Below are 16,862 nucleotides of genomic sequence, written 5' to 3'. Positions count from 1 at the left end.
CCCCAGAATATTCTGGAGATTAATCCTAATTTATATGAGATTATTTATTTTTTCTCTTTTTATCATCTAGACCAATGAAGGCAAGTGCACTTGCTGCAAGTGTACCCATAGCGCCTAGGGAAGAAGCAATACCTGTTTTAGGGTTGTCAGAATTTTTGTGTCCAGGTACTTTGTTTTCATTAACTACATTTCTATTATTTTCTTCTCTTTCTATCACTTCACGAGCCTTATCGATAGGATCAGCTGGTGTGAAAGAGATAAGAGGAGTAGTTTTTTCTGGCTCTTCAGGAGTAGAAGGAACTGTTGGCTCTTCAGGAGTAGAAGGAACAGTAGGTTCTTCTGGAGTAGAAGGAACTGTTGGTTCTTCTGGTTTAGATGGGGTAGTAGGTGTAGTTGGTTTACTTGGTTTTTCAGATTTTACAGTTTTTTCATAAACATAAGTGATTTCTTGTTTAACACCTGGTTTGAAGTTACCTTCTTTGCTATCACCGTTATCGTTGTAGCTTGGATCTTCTACTGGATTTTCTGTTCTTACAAACTTGAAGCCGTCTTTTTCTTTCCTACCAGTTGTGTAAGTCATTTCTTTAGTTCCGCCAGTAATTTTTCCGTCTACTATTTCACGTTTGATTTCTTTTCCGTCTTCATCTTTTGTGATGTAGATGTGGTGTTCTTGGAACTTACCAGTTTCTTCAATTGGTGTCCAATCTGTTTGAGTTTTTTCGTAAACATAGGTGATTTCTTGAGTTACACCTGGTTTGTAGTTACCTGTAGCTTTAGAACCATCCTCATTAAATGTTGGACCTTCTACTGGTGTTTCTGTTCTCTTGTATTCAAAACCTTCTTTATCGATTTTACCAGTTGTATAAGTCATCTTGCTTGTACCACCAGTAACATCACCATCTACTTTTTCTTCTTTGATAACTTTACCGTCTTTATCTAAAGTTCTGTAAACATGGTGTTCTTGGAACTTACCAGTTTCTTCAATTGGTGTCCATTCTGTTTGAGTTTTTTCGTAAACGTAAGTTATTTCTTGTTTTACACCTGGTTTGTAGTTACCTGTAGCTTTAGAACCATCTTCATTAAATGTTGGAGCTTCTACAGGATTTTCTGTTCTCTTGTATTCAAAACCTTCTTTATCGATTTTACCAGTTGTATAAGTCATCTTGCTTGTACCACCAGTAACATCACCGTCTACTTTTTCTTCACTGATTACTTTTCCATTTTTATCTAAGATTCTGTAAACATGGTGCTCTTGGAACTTACCTGTTTCTTCAATTGGTGTCCATTCTGTTTGAGTTTTTGTGTAGATATAAGTTTTTTCTAGAGTTTTTCCTGGAACATAGTTTTCTGATTCTAGAGTGGTTTCAGATTTGAATTCATAACCATCTTTTGGTTGTTTTCCTGTTGTAATTTTTTCGTTACTGAATCCTTCAACTGCAGCTTCACCTTCTTTTGGTTTAACTACAGTTTCATCTGTTGATACAACTTTTCCATCTTTATCTACTGTTTGATAGATATGTTTTTCTACAAATCTTCCTGGACGTCTTACGTATTCATAAGTTACAGATAAGTTTTTATCTTCAACGTAGTTTCCAGGTACTACTGATTTCCCATCATCACTAATTTTTACAGCTTCTGAACCTTCATCTGCTGTTACTTTTACTAATTCATATCCTGCTTTGTCAACCTTTGATGATGTGTAGGATTCATCTTTTGTACCTTTTGATGATTCACCAGTTTCTGTTATAGGTTCGCCAACTTCATTTCCATCATAGTCTAAAGTCTTATAAACGTGAGTTTCTTTGAAGGAACCTTTTTTAGCTACTACAATATCTCTTTCGTAAATATAAGTTACTTCTTTTGTTTTACCTACTTCAAAGTTACCTTTTGTTATTTTTCCTTGAGCATCATAATCTGGATCATTTTTTGGTGCATTATTTCCTTCACCAATTTTTACAAAGTGATATCCTGGTATGTCATTTTTGTCTGTGTAATAGTATTCGTCAGCTGTACCTGATACAGTTGCTCCTGGAATTTCAAATCTGCTTGTTTCTTTTCCATTTTCTTTAGTTATATAAATATGATGTTCTTTAAAGTATCCTAAAGTTTCTTTTACACCTTCAGCATCTGTATTATTTTCTTGAACAGTATATGAGTTATCTAAGAATAAACTTGCATCCCTATCACCATATAAAGTTCCAATAGAGTATAGATTAGTATATTTGCCATCAATTTTATTGGCATGACCTTTAACTACAACTACATAAGGGCTATCAATTTTATTTCCACCTTCAAAGTCCATAGTAAACATAGGTTCACCTTTGAAGTCTCGGAATCCACCATGAGCATTTGTTGCTAGTTGAGCTCCTTTGGGATTTTCAATTACAGCATCTGGTAATTTTGCACCCTTAGGAAGTTTTTTAACTTCTATTTTTGTATTATTTTCTAAATAATCAATGCTTCTTGGCTTATCTGCATCATGAGGACTTGCAAGTATAAAGCCTACTTTACCAAATTCTCTACCATTTTGATCATTAGTAGAGGATGTATTAATTACTTTTGATTCTGGATTTAAATAAAATACTTGAGTAAACTCTCCAGTCTCAGGGTTAAATTCTGTAAACTGACTCTTACCATTAACATTTTCACTAGTTTCAGCATGGTATAATTTACCAAAATCAACATCAATATCTTTCTCAGCTTTTGCTTTCTCGCCAACGTTAATTTTGAAAGTTTGATTTCCAGAATTTTGTACAACATCTTTGTTTTCTTGAGCTGAGTTTATAATGTAAACTCTGGCATATTTCAAATCTTCTATATCTTTTGTAAAAGTATATTGGATAGTTTGTCTGTCTATTCTTTTAGCAGTTGCAATTATTTTATCACCAAATTTAACTGGTAGGGCATAATCTGTATCTGGTTCAAGACCTTTTAAACTCATGTTATCAGACAATTTTACTGAAAATGTGTCTCCTGCTTTAGTTCCTTCTGGTGTTGTAAAAGATACACCCCAAGTTAATTGCTCTCCGTTTCCTGCATTTAAAGTACCTGGGGTAGCTGTATTCTCAGTACGAATACTAACTCTAGGGTTTATAATATCATTACTAATATCTTTATGCTCTTCAGCTGAAACCCTATCATTTTCTTTATTGTCTTCTGGACTAATTTCAATACTATCTTTATTTTCTAAAGATTCTTTCTTATCTTCTTCTGCTGTTTTATCAGTATCTTCTTTATCTTCTACTAATTTATCATCAGATTCTTTTTCAATATCAGCTGTTTGAGCTTCTTTTTCTTCTTCAATTACTGGTGCTTCAGTTTCTGTAACTTCTTCTACTGGTGTTGCTTCTTTTTCATCTACTGCAAGATCTTCTTCTTTTACTTCTGTAGGTACTTCTTTTTTCTCTGCTTTGGCAGCATCTTCTTTTACTACAGGAGCTTCTTCAGTTTCTTGTTCTTGGTTTGTTTCTTCTGTTACTACTGCTGGTTCGTCAATAGCTTCATCAGCTAGAGCTACGCTAGGGGATACTAGCATTGCGTATCCTAGTACGCATGATACAAGACCTATAGATAGTTTTCTTGTGCCATACCTTGGTTTCCTACTGGCTGATTTTTGTTTTTTCTTTTGTATAATTTCTTCAAATTTACTCAAATCATTTCCTCCGTTTATTGTTACTCATGGAAAGTATTTAAACTTCCATTTATATACTGATATCTTACTTGCTTAAGCCTATATTTCAATTTTTTTATAGCAATAAATATCTTTAAAATATTAATTATTCCTGCTAAGCTCGCATTATCATGTTTTGAAAGACTTTGTTGACTTATTAACCGATAAATATTTTTTATCATTTTTATGAGGATTGTTATGCTAATTAAGTCAGACATAGTTTGAAATAATTAGATGAAAAACTAGTATAATTAATTTATAATAATTAACTTAAGGAGGGGTTGATGATTTTATATTTTTCAGGCACTGGCAATAGTGAGTATCTAGCTAGGAACATGGCTTCTTGTCTTGATGATCAGCTTATAGATTTATTTACATATAGTAAAGAAGGAAAGAGTGGGATATTTGACAGTGATGAACCTTTTGTATTAGTGTCTCCTACATATTCTTGGAGGCTACCTAGGTTTTTATCAGAATTTTTGACTACTTGCACCTTTAAGGGGTCTAGGGATTTTTATGTGCTTATGACCTATGGTGATTCTTGTGGCAATGCCTATAAGTATATAGAAAAAGATATGGATAAGCTAGGCCTAAACTTTATGGGCCTTTATGGGATTAAGATGCCAGAAAATTATATCTTGCTATTTGACCTAGATTCTGATGACCTTAATAAAAAAATAATTGCTGATGGCATTAGAGAAGTAGGGAAAATAGCCACTTATATAAAAAACAAGCAAGCCTTCCCTAAGAAGGGAGTTGGCCTTGTTGGTAAATTTCAGTCAAGTATCATAAATCCTATTTTTTTCAAGTTTATTGTTAAGGATAAGAAATTCTATGCGACTGACAAGTGCATATCTTGCGGACTTTGTTCAAAGGAATGCGTTTTAAATAATATAAGCTATGAGGATGGCAAACCGGCTTGGAATAGTAGATGCACTCATTGCTCTACTTGTATTTCAAAATTCCCTAAGGCTACTATTGAATATGGCAAGAAAACTAAGGGGAAGAAGAGGTATTTAGTAAGTAAATTACTAGATAATAAGAATCAACATAACGATAAAAAATGTAATTAGTTATATGTTTATTGTTAACTTATATAAAACAATTTTTAGATATGGTAGAGTTTTGTAGACTAGAATTTTTTAGATGGCCGTTTGTCAAAAAAATGACAAATTTTATCAAATCATGATTAATTTATTTGCCACTGGGTATATATAAAATAGCTAGCTTAGAGCCTAGCTTATAACAACTTATGTCTTATGACAGACTTAGATAATAAATTTTAATCTAATCCAAGGAGGATTTATGAAACTATTTGATTTTACAGATAAAGAACAAGAAGAGATTAAAGAAGGACTATCAACTGCAGAAATAAGCGATAAGGAAGCAGGTCAAAAGATATTAGACTTAGTGCCAGAAGAATGGATTAACAAAATTCCATTTTTTGTAAGAAGCCACTCTACAACAAAAACTATTGAAAGAATTGCGGCTGAATATCCAGACCTTTACGAAGTAGCCAAGAAGCCAGGCGAACTTCCAGAAAAGAAGGTGAAGAATTAAGAAAGATTATTACAGATATATTTAAGGAAAAGATGGAAAAACATAATATTAAATAGATTTACTTGTTAAATTTTAATAAGATAATGGTAGAATATTAAGCCAATAATTATGGCATACAAATAGCATCTAGGTTTACTGGATGCTCAGACTTTAGATAAAGTAGATGAAAAAATACATATTCATCTACTTTTTCTATGCGATAAACCCATAAATCAAGCCATCTGTGGGTATAAATATACTAAAGATGGAGGAAGTTATGCTACATAAAAACGAAAAGAATAATACTGAGCAAGTTCAAATGGTATCAGTAGAACAACTAGTCCCAAAAGATCACATATTAAGAAAAATAGATAAATACATAGACTTTAACTTCATATACGACCTAGTAGAAGATAAATACTCACAAACAACAGGTAGACCAAGTATCGACCCAGTAGTATTAATAAAACTTGTAATCCTACAATACTTCTTCAACATAAACAGCATGAGACAAACAATAAGAGAAGTAGAAGTAAGCATAGCTTATCGTTGGTTCTTAGGACTTGACTTCTACGATAAAGTCCCACACTTTTCAACCTTCGGAAAAAACTATTAAAGAAGATTGAAAAATACAGACAAATTTAATCAAATATTCGAAAACACCTTAGACCAAGCAATGACCTATGGATTTGTAGACACAAAAATACAATTTATAGACTCACCCCATGTAAAAGCCAATGCCAACAGATATAAAAACCAAAAAGCAAAAATAAAGAAAAAAGTAAAATCATATCAAAGAAAACTAGAAAAAGAAGTAAATGAAGATAGAAATAACAATGGCAAAGATGACTTTGATTACCTAGAATGTGAGATAATAGAAGAAAAAGAAATCACCCAATTAACAACAGATCTAGAAAGTGGACTATTCTATAAAGGAAATCATAAGGAAGTATTTACCTACTCAATCCAAACATCATATGATAAAAATGGCTGGATATTAGGATACAAAGCCTATCCAGGAAACCTACACGACTCCACAACTTTCCCATCATACTTCAAAGAAAAACTAGAAAAATATAAACCAGAAAAAATAGTAATGGACGCAAGATACAAAATACCAGCAATAGCAAAAGAACTAATAGAAAAAGGAATAATGCCAGTCCTACCATATACAAGACCAAAAGAAAAAGCTGATAAAGAACCATTCTATCCAAAACAATATAAATATGACTAAACAAATGACTGCTACATATGCCCAGAAAATAAAATCCTAATCTATTCAACAACCAATCGAGAAGGCTATAGAATATATCAAAGCAAGAAAAGTTTATGTGAAAACTGCCCATCTTTAAGTAAATGCACAAAAAGTAAAAGCAAAGTAAAAGTAATAATTAGACATATCTGGCAAGAATACATAGACTATTGCGAATGGTACAGATTAACCAAAGCAGGAAAATCTGAATACAAGCAAAGAAAAGAAACAATAGAAAGACAATTCGGAAGTGCAAAAGAATACCATAGCTTCAGATATACCAACATGATGGGCAAAGCTAAAATGAGTATGAAAGCGGCACTAACTTTTGCGTGTTTAAATATGAAAAAACTAGCAAAATTGCTAGATAGATTAGAGGTAGATGGAGGTGATTTCCCTCCATTTACAAAAACATTCACTCTATTATTTGAAAAAATAATATATTTTAGAATAAAGATGGAAAAAAGCGTCGACAGGCCCCGTTTATTAGTGGGTTTGTCAACGCTCTGAGATAACAGATTAGTTATCTTATATAGATTGTATCACAAAGATAGGAAAATAGAAGAGGTAAAGTGGAATTTAAGTAAAATGCACAGGTTCGCAATAATTTAATTGTTAAAAAAATATTTGAAATTACTAATATTTGCGATATATTATTTACATATAACGTTTCGGTTATATATAATTGCCTAGGTAACTGGGTGTGATCCTGTTATTTGTAATAATTAGGATGCTTTCTCGCAAATGCGAGGGTATTTTTTCAATTCTCATTCAATAAGCGCATAAACAGGATCTCGCCTCTAGGCGATTAGATTTATTTGTAGGTAAAAATTATGGATTATAAGAAATTATGGGCTAAGAAAAAACGCATTGATGATCAATTTTATTGGTTGCCTCTTTATATTCATCTTAAAGAAACTGGATTAATTGCAGGAGCTTTGTGGGACCATTGGCTAAGCGATGGCGTTAAGGATATGATATCAAAAATACTTACAGACAAATATGGTGTTGATGAAGATTATGGCAAGAAGTTGGCCATGTTTTTGGGGTCAACGCACGATCTAGGCAAAATTTCTGCAAGTTTCGCATTTAAGAAAACCTTTCCAAGAGATGATTCTTTGGATGAATTTATTTTTGATCTATTAAGTGAGGGTGGCTTTTTTTATGATGGCAGAGATTATGGTAATCTTAGGCATAATTACTTGAGTGAATATATTTTATATAAGTTTGGTGTTAAATTGACTGTTGCATGCCTTGCTGGAGCTCATCATGGTAGACCAATGTCTGAAAAGACAAAAAATCTTGGAACTAAGTATATTGAAGAAATCTACCAGACTAACGACCCTAATAGTAAAACTTATGAGGAACGGGAAAATATACATAGGTATTTTTTTGAGACAGCACTTAAAGATAGCGAAATAAATGATGTAAAAAATTTGCTTATCTTACCTCAAAATATCCAGGTAATTTTTTCAGGTCTTTTGATTTTTGCTGACTGGTTGACGAGCAATGAAACTTATTTTCCTCTCATAAAGGTAGATGAACAGGCTTGTGTTGATGATAGGATTGAATTAGGATTACGTAAATGGTTAGACGAAAAAAATCCTACTTGGAAGCCTGACGAGATTTATTATCCTGAAACTTTTAAAAAAAGATTTGAAAATAAACCAAGATATGATCAAAACCTAGTTGGAGAGATAGTCTCTGATATTTCAGACCCAGGCATAATAATTTATGAGGCAATGACAGGTTCTGGAAAAACTGAAGCAGCCCTTATGATGGCTGAAATATTGGCGAACAAGGCGAAAAGGAGTGGCATATATTTTGCACTTCCAAGTCAAGCTACATCTAATGCTATATTTTCGAGGATGAAAAAGTGGTTGAATAATCTATCTAAACTTGATAAGACAAAGAAAGCTATAAGGTTAATACATGGCAAGGCCTACCTTAATAGCGAGTATGAGTCTCTTAAGGAGTCGGAAAATATCTTTGATGGTGAAGGAGGAGTAGGAGTTAATAGCTATTTTGCTGGAAGAAAATTATCTATACTTGATGATTTTACCATAGGAACTATTGACCAGTTACTTCTTTTATCTCTAAAACAAAAACACCTCATGTTAAAGCACTTAGGCCTAGCAAATAAGGTTGTTATTATTGATGAAGTGCACTCCTATGATGCCTATATGAGTGTCTACCTGGAAGAAGCAATAAAATGGCTTAGTTCCTATAAGGTTCCAATTATAATCTTATCTGCAACACTCCCGATATCTAAACGAAATAGTTTGATAAAAGCCTATGTACAAGGTCAAGGCAAAGTAGATGATTTGATATACCCTAAAGATTTTGAAGAAAATTATTCATATCCTATTTTAACATATTCTGATGGGAAAAATATTAAGCAATTTACCGATTTTGAGAAAAATAAAGATAAAACTATTGAATTAATTAAATTTAATAAGAATGAATCTGATTTGGTTATTGAAAAAATAAAAGGAATATCAGAGGAGGGCGGGATATTTGGAATTATAGTGAATACAGTTAGAAAAAGCCAAGAACTTGCTAAAAAATGTATTGATCTTTTTGGAGATGAGAATGTAGAGCTTCTTCACTCAGCTTTCATTGCTGAAGATAGGTATGAAAAAGAAAGCATCCTAATGAAAATTGTTGGGAAGAATGCAAATAGGCCTAAGTTTAAAATTCTCATAGGGACTCAGGTTATGGAACAGTCTTTGGATATTGATTTTGATGTATTATTTACAGAACTTGCTCCTATAGATTTGTTAATACAAAGAATAGGCAGACTTCATAGACATGAGGAAAATGATAGACACAGACCCGGTAATTTTAAAAATCCAAAATGCTACGTCTTATCATGTTCTTCTTATGAATTTGATAAGGGTTCTACTTATGTTTATAGTCCCTATATATTAATGAGAACTGAATATTATTTACCAAATTACCTTGAATTGCCTAATGAATTACCTAAGTTAATTAATCAAGTCTATGGTGATGAAGATTTAATGCTTGAACAAAATGACATGATCAATTATATGACTTATAAGAAAGATTATGAAGATAAATTGAAAAATAAAAAAGATAAGGCCAAAGTTTATAGGATTTCAGATCCAAAGCAAGCTATAAAAGAAAGAAATAATATAAAAGAATGGATTGTAAATCCTAAAGCAGATGCTGAGATATCTGATATTAAAGCATCAGCTCAAGTGCGTGACAGCTCTGATAGTATAGAATTTATATGCTTAAAGAAAATTGGCGATGGTTATGGAGTAATTGATAGTGATAAAAAAATAGAAAACATTGATGATGCCCTTTCTAGGAAAATTGCTAATCAAACCATAAGACTTCCACTTGCGGTAGCAAATACTAAGTCTATAGATAAAATAATTAGAAATTTAGAGATGACTTATATAAAAAAGTTAAAGGAATGGGATAACCATAAGTGGCTTAAAAATAATTTGGCAATAATTTTTGATGAAAATCTAAAATATGAAATGGAAGATTATATTTTAATTTATGATAAAAAATTAGGATTAATTTATGAAAGAAAGGAGTAAATATGGGAAGGTTTAATCTAATTGATGATCCTTGGATAGAGGTTTTATTAGATAAGAAGGGATCTAGAAAGTTAGTAAGTCTTAGACAAATATTTGAGAAATCTGCAGATTATATTGATATTTGTGGAGATATGCATATTCAAGATTTTGCAGTAATGAGGCTGGTTTTAGCTATTATGCACACAGTTTTTTCAAGATATGATATAGATGGAAATTCTTATGAATATCTAAAAATAAATGATAAGATGCAGCAGCTAGAAAAAGTAGATGAGGATGATTATGAAATTTATAATGATGATTTATTAGATACTTGGGAAAATATTTGGAAGAAGGGAAAGTTTCCTCAAATAATAATAGATTATCTGGAATGTTGGAAAGATAGTTTTTATCTTTATGATGATAAAAGACCGTTTTATCAAGTGACAGATGAATATATGAGTCTAGACAAAATAAAGGGTAAAACTATTGGACAGATATCAGGAAAAAATATTAATAGAACTATAACTGAGTCGGATAATAAAGTTGCATTATTTGCACCAAAGTCAGCAAATGAAAATAATAAAGAAATTTTGACAAATGATGAAATTGCTAGATGGCTAATAACTTTTCAGTCTTATACAGGTTTAGCTGATAAGACAGTTTATGGTAAAGAAAAATATAAGCGCCGCAATTCAAAAGGTTGGCTATATGATTTGGGAGCAATATTTTTCAAGGGTTCAGATCTTTTTGAGACATTGATGTTAAATTTTGTGATATATAACAAGACAGCCGACGAATACACTTATAATATCCAAAAACCAGCTTGGGAATTGACCGATGATGAACTAATTAATTTTTACCTTGACTTTGAAAAAAATATTGATAATATAGCTGGTCTTTATACCGCTTACTCTAGAGCGCTTTTTATAGATCCTAATCATAAACAAGAAGAGCCTTTCTCTATGAAATTAATCAAACTCCCAGAAGTTAATCATGCCGATAATTTCCTAGAGCCAATGACATTATTTAAATATAACAATACGGGAGAAAATAAAGGACAATTCACTCCAAAAAAACATCCAGCAAATCAATCTATGTGGAGATACTTTGGGCAAATTAAAATGTCATATGAAAATTATGAATCTGAAAATATAGATGCTAAATCAAGAAAACCAGGAATTATTGACTGGTTTGATGAGATTTCTGAAATAGTAGATCTTGAAATAATATCATTAGTAGTATTAAGCCTAGAAGATGATGGAAATGCAACTTCTTGGGTTCCGATAAATGAAATATATGACAGGATGAATATGAATCTTGATGTATTTGTAGATGACCTTGGAGAGGGATGGATATTTAGAATTAATAAAATGGTTGATTACACTAAAAAAATAGTTGGAGGAATATACGGAGGGTTCCTTAAAGATATTGAGGCAATCAGAAATCTAAAAAAGAGTGATTTTGCAAAAAACAAGGTTGAGCAAATGTACGCTATAATAGATAAACCTTTTAGAGATATGATAGAAGCAATTAATAAAGAAGATTCAATGATAGATACCGAGGGGAAATGGAAGAATGATTTGAACCAATTAATATATAAAGAAGCAAAAAAAGTATTTGAAGAAGCTGGAGCATATGATTACACTATGAAACAAATCGTAAGCAAAGATAAGGATAGTAAAGAAAAGAAAGAGCCGGCAAATATAGCCACTGCATTTAACAAGCTTTGTGCAATATTATATAAATATGGAAAGGAGGTAGACGATGGAAGAAAATAGTATATATAAAGTGAGCAAAAAGATAATAATATATTTAAATGAAACGAAGGAAAATCCATCTACCAAGGCAATATTAGCAAATTTAAGAAACTCTTCTAATAGACCTATTGGTGAAAATATAGAGTCGTTGGCTTTTATATTTTCAATGGTACCAGAAGAGGAACTTGGAGTAAGTCATAAGCTAAATTCCTTTGAAGATACGCTATTGACGGTTTTACAACTTTATGCTTTATATCAACAAGGAAAAGATGACCCAGTAATTTTTATTGAAGAAGGTAAAAGCAAAAGTTTTGGAATGAGTCTTAAGTCTATAAAAACATCTGAAAAAGATGAAAGTAACTCTACAGATCTTAGGTTTAATGCTTTGATAAATGCAAGTGATTTTAATGAGCTAAAACAACACTTAAGACAGCTAATAAAAATTTTGCGTTCAAAAACAGATGATAAAGTTGATTTCCCGACCCTTGCTAAGGATTTATACGAATATAACAAATATAATAGCAAGGATTCAATTAGAATAAAATGGGCAAGAGATTATTATAGAAGTAGTAAAAATGAAAATAATAAAGGAGAAAATGATGAAAAATAGACTATTTTTAGATATACATGTAATTCAAACTCTACCACCAGCAAATATTAATAGGGACGATACAGGAAGCCCTAAAACAGCTCAATATGGCGGAGTAACAAGATCTAGAGTTAGCTCTCAATCCTGGAAAAAAGCTGTTAGAGCATATTTTAATGAAAATGGCAATTTAGAAAATCAAGGAGTAAGAAGTAGAAATTTAGTTAAATTCATAGCTGATAAAATAATAGATTTAGACCCAAGTAAGAGTCAAGAAGAGGCAATGAAATTAGCAGAAGATAGCTTGAATAAAGCTAAGATTTCAACAAAAGATGGTAAAGTAAAAGCTTTATTTTTCATCAGCGACAAGCAAGCAGAAAACTTCGCTAAAGCAAGTTTAGAAGGCATCAAGGATAAAAAAATCTTACAAGAAATATTAAATGATAATCCATCAATAGACATTTGTTTATTTGGTAGGATGGTTGCAGATGACCCAACTTTAAATGAGGATGCATCATGTCAATTTGCTCACGCAATTTCAACTCATCCAATAGAAAGAGAATTTGATTTTTATACAGCAGTAGATGATTTAGCACCAGATGATAATTCAGGCGCAGGAATGCTTGGTACAGTTGAATATAATTCATCAACAGTATATAGGTATGCAAATATAGGACTTCATGAATTTAGAAGACAATTAGGTGATGACGATGCCTTTGCCTATGCAGTGGGCTTGTTTATTGAAGGCTTTTTTAAGTCAATGCCAACAGGAAAGATCAATACTTTTGCAAACCAGACCTTGCCATCTTCCATAGTATTATCACTAAGGTCAGACAGACCTCTAAATTTAATAACAGCCTTTGAAAAACCAATAAGATCAAATGATGGTTATGTAGAAAAATCAATCATAAAGTTAAGCGATGAGTATGAAAAATATAATAAAATACTCGACAAGCCTCTATATTCGTCATATTTAATTATAGATGACAAGGAATTCAGTAATTTTGGTAAAAAAGAAGAATCTCTAGAATCGTTAATAGAAAATCTTAAAGCAAGTCTAATGGAAAATCTTAAATAGGACTTAGAGATGAAAACTATATTATTAAAACTAGCTGGCCCTATGCAAGCGCGGGGGACTAACTCTAAGTTTGAGACAAGATATACTGACTATTACCCTTCAAAGTCAGGAATAATTGGGCTTATAGCAGCTAGTATGGGACTAAAAAGAAATGATAAAAATATAGAACAATTAAATAAGATAGATTTTGCAGTAAGAATTGATCAAGAAGGAAAAATGTTAAGAGACTATCATATAGCAGCAAAATATAAAAAGAATGGAAGTCTTGAAAGAAATTATGTAACAAATAGATATTACCTAGAGGATGCTGTATTTGTAGTAGCATTGGGTGGTGAAGACAAATTTATTGAAGAAATTTATAAAGCCCTTAAAAATCCATACTACCAGCTATTTATGGGAAGGAGATCATGTCCAGTTCAGGCTGATTTTATGCTAGGCTTATATGATGAAAAGATAATGGATTTGATAAAAAAATATCCTTGGCAAGCAAGTAATAATTACAAGAAAGCAAATCCATTTTATAGGGCAAATATTTACTCGGATGTAGATTTAGAAGACGGAAAAGAAAACATAAGAAATGACAGGGTCATAACATTTTCACAAGAATCTAGAAAGTTTGGAATAAGGTATGAAACAAGAACGTATGTAGATATGTTTTTTGAAAATCAGACTGACCATGATATATTTGCAAAACTTTAAGGAGAAAATATGTATTTATCAAGAGTAGAATTAGATATATACAATAGAAAAAAAATAAGAGACCTAAGAGATTTAAATTCTTACCATGGTTTTGTAGAATCTTGTTTTCCAGATGAAATAGATAAAGAAATTAGAACTAGAAAACTCTGGAGAATAGATAATATTGGTGGGAAAAAGTACCTATTAATACTCAGTCAAACAAAGCCAGATCTTGAAAGATTGGAAAAATACGGAATAAAAGATTCTGGAGAAAGCAAGTTATATGATGCTTTTATAGGAAAACTTGAAAATGGAATGAAAGCTAGATTTAGAATAAAATTGAATACTGTATTTTCAAAGGCAAACGGTCAAAAAACAAGAAGAGGTAGGATACTACCTGTAAAAAATGAAAATCTTGGAAAATTTTTTTTAGAAAGAGCTGAGAAAAATGGATTTATAGTAGAATATAATGAGTTTTCGATTTCAGATATTGGGAGTCTAGATTTTAAAAGGGAAGACAATAAAGTTTATCAATTAGCTTCAGCTACTTATGAGGGTATTTTGACTATAAAAGACATTAATCAATTTAAAGAAGCATTGATAAATGGCATTGGAAGAAAAAAAGCTTATGGATTTGGCTTATTAACAGTGATTCCTTATGACTGATAACTATTTTAATTCTAAGACACAGATAAATGAATTGCCCAGAATATCTGATAGGGTTAGCTTTATCTATATAGAAAAATCAAAAATAAATAGAATAGATAGTGCAATCACCTCTACTGATTCAAGAGGAATGGTTAAAATTCCAGCAGCTATGATAGGAGTACTTCTTTTAGGACCAGGAGTGGAAATAACTCATAGAGCCGTTGAATTATTAGGGGATACTGGAACATCTATAATTTGGGTAGGAGAAAATGGGGTAAGAAATTATTCAAATGGCAGACCATTAGCAAGTTCTACGAAATTTTTGGAAAAACAGGCGAAATTAGTATCTAATAGTAGAACTAGACTAAAAGTTGCAAGAAAAATGTATCAAATGAGATTTGAAGATGAAGATGTTGAAAATTTAACTATGCAACAATTACGTGGAAGAGAAGGATCTAGAATAAGAGGGGTATATAGAAAATATTCTAAAGAATATGAAATAAAATGGAAAGGAAGAAATTACAAAGTAGAAGATTTTAAAGATTCTGACTTAATAAATCAAGCACTTTCTGCATGTAATGTATGTTTATATGGAATATGCCAAAGTGTAATACAAGCATTAGGTATGTCAAGCGGCCTTGGCTTTGTTCATACTGGTCATGATAAGTCTTTTGTTTATGATATAGCAGATCTTTATAAGGCTGATATAACAATCCCTTTAGCATTTAAGATTACAAGTGAATACGAGTCAAGTGAAGATATATCGCGCGAATGTAGACTAGCCATGAGAGATATTATTAGAGAAACCAAATTAGTCAGCAAAATAAATAAAGACTTACAATATCTAATGGAAATAGATAAAGAAGAAGCATTCGAATTTGATAATATCTATTTGTGGGATGAAAAGGAAGGCCATGTAGCCTATGGAATAAGTTATGAGGAAAGAGACTAATGCCACTGACTGTAATAACTTTATCAAAAGTGAAGAATTCCCTAAGAGGAGATCTAACAAAATGGATGCAAGAAATAGATACAGGTGTATATGTAGGGAATTTCAATAGCAAGGTTAGAGAAAATTTGCGGCAAAGAATAATAGAAAATATTGATGATGGATCTGCGACCTTAACTTATGCATATCGAAATGAAATAGGATATGAATTTAAATGCATAAATACAAGCAGGAAACCTGTTGATTTTGACGGTATACCTCTAGTCTTAATTGAGAATAGAAAAGAAGATAAAGATAAAGTAAAATTTGGTTTCAGCAAACAAGCGAAAACTAGGAAGGCAAAGAAATATGCTAGTAGAAAGTCAACGAACATTTATGTAGTTGTAGATATAGAAACTAGCGGCCTAGATTACAAAACAGATAAAATTATAGAGATAGGTGCAATAAAGACTAATTCAAAAGGAGAAATATTAGATAATTTCTCATATTTTATAAAGCAAGATATAAAATTAAACAAAGAAATTGTCAATTTAACAGGAATAAGTGAAGAAGATTTGGCTGATGGAAAGGATGAAAAAGAAGTCCTTGAAGAACTTATGGACTTTATATGTAATTATAAACTAGTAGGTTATAATTTTGCATTCGATATTAAATTTTTAAATACACGCCTTAAACAAAATGGATTACAAATGATAAGAAATCAATGCTATGATTTAATGGAGTATGTAAAAAAAGAAAATTTATTTATGAAAAACTATAAACTTCAGACCGCCTTAAATAAATACGGTATAGAGTATACGCAAAAACACAGAGCCCTAGATGATGCAAGAATAACTGCAATATTATCTAGCAAAGTGAATGAATTTTTGGAAAATATAAAATAAAAGATTGAAAAATAGAGGATAACTTAGTGTAATACCCGCACACGCGGGGGTGATCCTGCCTGCAAAACGATATATTGGTGGCTGAAAAAGTAATACCCGCACACGCGGGGGTGATCCTGATACTTTAATACCTAGGGGATTTAGGGTGTCGTAATACCCGCACACGCGGGGGTGATCCGTAGCTATAGGCGAGCTTACTCCAGCACAAAGGGTAATACCCGCACACGCGGTGGTGATCCTAAGTTATCAAAATCACCAGTTAAGGCAACA

At 31.7% G+C, this 16,862-nt stretch carries 11 protein-coding genes, 1 pseudogene and 1 CRISPR repeat array (1 of these 13 only partly in view); of the genes and pseudogenes, 11 read left to right on the top strand and 1 reads right to left on the bottom strand.

What is annotated here, in order from left to right; all coding sequences use genetic code 11:
* Positions 1-40 precede the first annotated feature (40 nt).
* A complete protein-coding gene (locus ACCQ42_RS03060; RefSeq protein WP_410035331.1) occupies positions 41-3,652 on the bottom strand; it encodes an Ig-like domain-containing protein in 3,612 nt (1,203 codons plus the stop codon).
* A 302-nt stretch (positions 3,653-3,954) separates the two neighbouring features.
* Between ACCQ42_RS03060 and ACCQ42_RS03055 the strand changes: the two genes are divergently transcribed.
* The 11 genes and pseudogenes from ACCQ42_RS03055 to cas2e all read left to right on the top strand — a co-directional run bounded on the left by ACCQ42_RS03055 (position 3,955) and on the right by cas2e (position 16,592).
* Positions 3,955-4,743 (top strand): EFR1 family ferrodoxin, encoded by a 789-nt coding sequence (locus ACCQ42_RS03055; protein ID WP_410035330.1) that lies wholly within the window; start codon positions 3,955-3,957, stop codon positions 4,741-4,743.
* A gap of 232 nt (positions 4,744-4,975) precedes the next feature.
* Positions 4,976-5,230: a hypothetical protein gene (locus ACCQ42_RS03050; RefSeq protein ID WP_410035329.1), complete on the top strand. Its 255-nt coding sequence runs from the start codon at positions 4,976-4,978 to the stop codon at positions 5,228-5,230.
* A gap of 256 nt (positions 5,231-5,486) precedes the next feature.
* Positions 5,487-6,971 (top strand): annotated as a pseudogene (locus ACCQ42_RS03045) (IS1182 family transposase).
* Between the two features lie 323 nt (positions 6,972-7,294).
* Positions 7,295-10,033: a CRISPR-associated helicase Cas3' gene (gene cas3, locus ACCQ42_RS03040; protein WP_410035328.1), complete on the top strand. Its 2,739-nt coding sequence runs from the start codon at positions 7,295-7,297 to the stop codon at positions 10,031-10,033.
* A 2-nt stretch (positions 10,034-10,035) separates the two neighbouring features.
* Positions 10,036-11,790 carry a type I-E CRISPR-associated protein Cse1/CasA gene (locus ACCQ42_RS03035; protein ID WP_410035327.1) on the top strand — a complete coding sequence of 585 codons (1,755 nt, stop codon included), beginning with the start codon at positions 10,036-10,038 and terminating at the stop codon, positions 11,788-11,790.
* The gene (gene casB / locus ACCQ42_RS03030; protein ID WP_410035326.1) at positions 11,777-12,379 is read left to right on the top strand and encodes a type I-E CRISPR-associated protein Cse2/CasB; all 603 of its coding nucleotides are present in this window, start codon (positions 11,777-11,779) and stop codon (positions 12,377-12,379) included. Before ACCQ42_RS03035 ends, casB begins: the two co-directional genes overlap by 14 nt.
* On the top strand, positions 12,369-13,433 hold the full coding sequence (cas7e, locus tag ACCQ42_RS03025; RefSeq protein WP_410035325.1) for a type I-E CRISPR-associated protein Cas7/Cse4/CasC: 1,065 nt from the start codon (positions 12,369-12,371) through the stop codon (positions 13,431-13,433). Before casB ends, cas7e begins: the two co-directional genes overlap by 11 nt.
* Positions 13,434-13,442: 9 nt before the next feature.
* Complete coding sequence (cas5e, locus tag ACCQ42_RS03020) at positions 13,443-14,132, top strand: type I-E CRISPR-associated protein Cas5/CasD (RefSeq protein ID WP_410035324.1); 690 nt, start codon at positions 13,443-13,445, stop codon at positions 14,130-14,132.
* Positions 14,133-14,141: 9 nt separating this feature from the next.
* Positions 14,142-14,777 (top strand): type I-E CRISPR-associated protein Cas6/Cse3/CasE, encoded by a 636-nt coding sequence (gene cas6e, locus ACCQ42_RS03015; RefSeq protein ID WP_106460451.1) that lies wholly within the window; start codon positions 14,142-14,144, stop codon positions 14,775-14,777.
* Positions 14,770-15,711, top strand: coding sequence for a type I-E CRISPR-associated endonuclease Cas1e (cas1e, locus tag ACCQ42_RS03010; protein ID WP_106460450.1), 942 nt, complete (start codon positions 14,770-14,772; stop codon positions 15,709-15,711). Before cas6e ends, cas1e begins: the two co-directional genes overlap by 8 nt.
* On the top strand, positions 15,711-16,592 hold the full coding sequence (cas2e, locus tag ACCQ42_RS03005) for a type I-E CRISPR-associated endoribonuclease Cas2e (protein WP_410035323.1): 882 nt from the start codon (positions 15,711-15,713) through the stop codon (positions 16,590-16,592). The genes cas1e and cas2e overlap by 1 nt, the downstream gene beginning before the upstream one ends.
* 28 nt (positions 16,593-16,620) lie before the next feature.
* Positions 16,621-16,862: a CRISPR direct-repeat array (repeat unit 28 nt; unit sequence GTAATACCCGCACACGCGGGGGTGATCC) (it continues 518 nt past the right edge of the window).

It is taken from the genome of Anaerococcus kampingae (genome assembly GCF_046365475.1).
Classification (GTDB): Bacteria; Bacillota; Clostridia; order Tissierellales; family Peptoniphilaceae; genus Anaerococcus; species Anaerococcus kampingae.
This window is presented reverse-complemented; position numbering and strand designations above follow the sequence as displayed.